We start from the raw sequence: 3,650 nt of genomic DNA, 5'->3' as shown, positions 1-3,650 counted from the left end.
ATGTCGTACATTTTTTTGATTACTTCTGGATAACCTTCTGTTTGAAAATTAGCGAACGTCATTTTTTGAAATTCTGGTGTAATCTCGGACGACTTTAGTAGTCTATTGATCTTTTTTTGCTTTATACATGAGCATTCCACCCAAACTTGCTCTTTTCTAACAATACGGCCATCGCCAAACACATCAGCATCTCGCCATTCAATTGTTCCGCCTTGATCTTTGCATTTGGGGCATTTATACTCAGTCGCTGCAGTAGTCTCCGAAGATGGTAGGACGGTTATTCTCGCTTTGAGAGCTTCCATGACTTCCTCGATTGTTTTGGCCATTTTCTTCACCTCGTTTACGTTTCATTTCTAAGTCGTGTAAGGAATTTATGTTTTCGTTTTTCCAATTTCTAAGGATTCCTTGAGCATACTTGATCTTATTTCGTGCATTTGCAATAACCGATTCTTTTAAGGCTTCTAAAACAAGTTCTGGTCCATATTCATCTATTTCATAGCCAATCTCTTCACCGACAAACGGACTTAAAGGACCAATATTAGATTCATAGAATTGATAAACAACTGACTGACCTACTTCTTTTTCTTGTCTGTTGTCTGTTTCTTTATCTTTATCTGTTTCTTTGTCTTTATCTAAATCTAAGTCTGTCTCTGTTCCGTCACGTGACGTCACGCTAACGTTATTTTCACGTTTTGGAGCTTCTAATTGAGCTTGTTTTTTACGCTCCCTATAACGCTTATTTCGTTCTGCATTCAACTTACGAACCCGATCCATGCCTTCAATATTCTGATGTGTCTCCCAATTTTTAATACGAATTGCTTCATTCTCTACCTCTATCATTCCGTAGCGTTTAAAAGTTTGTAGAGCCAATCTGACGGTATTAAGAGGCCGATTAAATATTGTAGCCATTTCCTCTTCGTTCATTGGAATGTTTTCTGTTAGCATGATAAAACCGTTAGAATTTGCTTTTCCTGCGGCTGCTAATAACTTCACCCAAATAACAATGATTGTGTCCGCATCTGGTAAGGCTTCAATGAGTTTAATTTTTTCGTTCTCAAACATGTCTGTTTTGAGCTTTATCCATGTTATTTCAGCCATGGTGTACCTCCTAAACTTTGCTAAATTGATTCTGATTCAAAATGTTTTCCTTTTCCTAGAAATTCATTTGGAGTACATCCGAAAAAGTCACATAATGTTAATAGCGTACTTATACTAAAATCGTTTTTTTCGTAGTAAATCTTAGTTAAGGTATTTCTTGATATGCCTATTTCTTTTGATAGTTCAGTTATACTTAAGGATTGCTCTAACATTAAAAATCGTAAGTTATTTTTCATTGACTATCATCCTTCACCTACGGTATATAAATCATCTTCCCTGTTAGCTTTGCGACTTCATTTCTTATAAGTTGTTCATCACTGTTGTTGTCCGATAAATGCAGCAACCATATTTCTTGTACTTTTGATAGATCATTAGCTTTTAAAAACTCTAGTAAGTTTTCCAAACTGAAATGTGACTTCATAACTCGATTTTTCAAGAAAACTGGTATTCTACCACTCTCAACATTTTCATCTAGTACTGACTGGCAATAATTACATTCAATCATTAGATGACTTAGTCCAGTAAACTTGTATTTGATGTAATAAGTATCAGTAGCAAATAGAAGCTTTTCGCCTTCCTGATTCTGTAGTAAAAATCCGAATGGCTCATTAACGTCATGCTGCACATCAAATGGAAGTATGGTCCATGTTCCAATTTGGAATGGTTGCTTGTTTTGAATCACCTTTATTCTGTGATGGTCAATACCTGTGCCGTCTTTTGTTCCTTGCGACATATAAACATTTATACCTGCATTTAAAACGCTCTGTAGCCCTTTACAGTGGTCTAAATGCTCATGTGATACTAAACAACCTTGTATGTCGTTTGTCTCGAAATTAAGAGCCTTTTGGATGTTTTTGAATGATATTCCACATTCAATCAGTAGCTTGGTAACGCCGTCTGTGATGACGTATGCGTTACCTTTACTACCTGTTGCTAGAGTATTAATCTCAATCATTAGAACCCTGGTCCTTCTTGCATATTTGCAGGAGGTTCACCAAAGATATCTTGTTGTTCAGTAAATTCGGCTTCAATTGGCTCTGGTTTTTGCTCTGGTTCTGGTTGAACCTTAGCTTTTGGAATATCAATCATTTCTTGATTTGCATTTTGATTAATTTCTTCCGCAAGATCTTGTTCAGGTGTTATATCTTTTCGAGATGATTCAAACTCGTTTTCTGTTGTGTTATTAATCGCTTCAATTAGCAAATCACTATCATCTGATGTATTGATAAATGCTTTAGCTGCACGATTGATCACAGTACGTTTCGCCATCTCTTGCGGGAATTTTTTATGAACGGCTTGTGACGTTTTACTTTGGCTCCAAGAAGCTTCAATTTCTTTTTTGGTCATAACTGTTAATATTTCTTCATCATCTGTTGTTTGAACAATTGCATAAGCGCCTAAGATGTCTTTATCACGATTTTCAAACTTTGTTTTATGACTTATTAAACGTTCACGTCCGTGGTAATTTTCGTAATCAAATTCATCATCTTGATAAATAACATTTGCCCAAATATCCTTTACATTACTTAATCGTTTAAGTACTGTTTGAGTACCAAAATACGAACGAGATAACTGTAACTTACTACCATAAACTACAAAGTAGCATTGTGTTTTTGCTGGACTTAAACCCTGTACTGTCATATCAAGTAATGCGTTTGCGATAGAATCTTTGGTGCAAGCTTCTAATGCCGGACGACCACTTTTATCTTTAACCTCTTGAAGTTTAAAAAATGCAGATTTTAAAGCGTTGCTAGCACTGTAATTTGGAGGTATTACTAACCCCTCTTTTTGTAACTCACCTAATTTATTGTTAACACTGTCTGTAATATCTTTTTGAATGATTGCCACTTGATTTGCCATGTTATATGTCCTCCGTTTCAATTACTTCAAAATCATTTATAAATCTTTCTTTTATATCCCCATAAATATTTGATACAAACAAATCAATTTCGCCTTTATGGTTGATTAAAGTGATTTTATCGTTATCAATTTTCTTGATAATATAAATGCCATCTAATTTTGTACCATCGTAATCGTAACCAATAATTTTTACAGCTTTACCCATCAAAGAAGGGTTAAAAACCCACTTTTGAACAGTAACATTCATTTATATAGCCTCCTTGTACTCGGCCTCTGGTACTTCAACTCGTAACTGCTTGTCCTTTTCACTGACAACTAGACTGATAATTTGTGAATCACTATCGATTAGTTGTGTAACAGCTTCGGCATTATCTACAAAGATTGGTGCTCTCATGCCATAGTGTTCGCTTAGAGTATTGATAATGTCGATGCCAACATTGATCTTTGCTGCATTATTTAGGCCTGAGCTGTATGGAACTCCTTTATACAAAGTTTCACAACATTCTTTTAGACCTCCATTAAGCTGTTCCTTAAACAATTTGAATCTCGCATATTTGAACTTGCTATTGATTTTTTCTTCTAATAAGCGAACTTTTTCTCTGACAAATTCTTCTGTTAGATATAAGTGATGATCCAACTTTTTAATTTCGTTGGTTAAGAAAGTTTCACGTTCTTCAAGTTCAGTAATACGC

Annotated in this window: 5 protein-coding genes and 2 pseudogenes; all 7 read right to left on the bottom strand. The window is 35.0% G+C overall.

What is annotated here, in order from left to right:
- Positions 1-182 (bottom strand): annotated as a pseudogene (locus tag D1606_RS19155) (ATP-binding protein); the annotation flags it as partial.
- Positions 183-240: 58 nt separating this feature from the next.
- A complete protein-coding gene (locus D1606_RS18865) occupies positions 241-1,098 on the bottom strand; it encodes a phage replisome organizer N-terminal domain-containing protein (protein WP_158582416.1) in 858 nt (285 codons plus the stop codon).
- A gap of 20 nt (positions 1,099-1,118) precedes the next feature.
- Positions 1,119-1,334 (bottom strand): helix-turn-helix domain-containing protein, encoded by a 216-nt coding sequence (locus D1606_RS16675; protein ID WP_119417146.1) that lies wholly within the window; start codon positions 1,332-1,334, stop codon positions 1,119-1,121.
- Between the two features lie 17 nt (positions 1,335-1,351).
- The gene (locus D1606_RS16670; protein WP_119417145.1) at positions 1,352-2,053 is read right to left on the bottom strand and encodes an MBL fold metallo-hydrolase; all 702 of its coding nucleotides are present in this window, start codon (positions 2,051-2,053) and stop codon (positions 1,352-1,354) included.
- Positions 2,053-2,958, bottom strand: coding sequence for a recombinase RecT (locus D1606_RS16665; protein WP_119417144.1), 906 nt, complete (start codon positions 2,956-2,958; stop codon positions 2,053-2,055). The genes D1606_RS16670 and D1606_RS16665 overlap by 1 nt, the downstream gene beginning before the upstream one ends.
- Position 2,959: 1 nt before the next feature.
- Positions 2,960-3,205, bottom strand: a complete 246-nt coding sequence (locus D1606_RS16660) for a hypothetical protein (protein WP_119417143.1) — start codon at positions 3,203-3,205, stop codon at positions 2,960-2,962.
- Positions 3,206-3,650 (bottom strand): annotated as a pseudogene (locus tag D1606_RS16655) (hypothetical protein); the annotation flags it as partial.

It is taken from the genome of Rummeliibacillus sp. POC4 (assembly GCF_003576525.1).
Classification (GTDB): Bacteria; Bacillota; Bacilli; order Bacillales_A; family Planococcaceae; genus Rummeliibacillus.
This window is presented reverse-complemented; position numbering and strand designations above follow the sequence as displayed.

Coding starts and splice junctions, on each gene's coding strand:
- D1606_RS18865 (WP_158582416.1), bottom strand. CDS start 1,098: ATGGCTGAAATAACATGGATAAAGCTCAAAACAGACATGTTTGAGAAC.
- D1606_RS16675 (WP_119417146.1), bottom strand. CDS start 1,334: ATGAAAAATAACTTACGATTTTTAATGTTAGAGCAATCCTTAAGTATA.
- D1606_RS16670 (WP_119417145.1), bottom strand. CDS start 2,053: ATGATTGAGATTAATACTCTAGCAACAGGTAGTAAAGGTAACGCATAC.
- D1606_RS16665 (WP_119417144.1), bottom strand. CDS start 2,958: ATGGCAAATCAAGTGGCAATCATTCAAAAAGATATTACAGACAGTGTT.
- D1606_RS16660 (WP_119417143.1), bottom strand. CDS start 3,205: ATGAATGTTACTGTTCAAAAGTGGGTTTTTAACCCTTCTTTGATGGGT.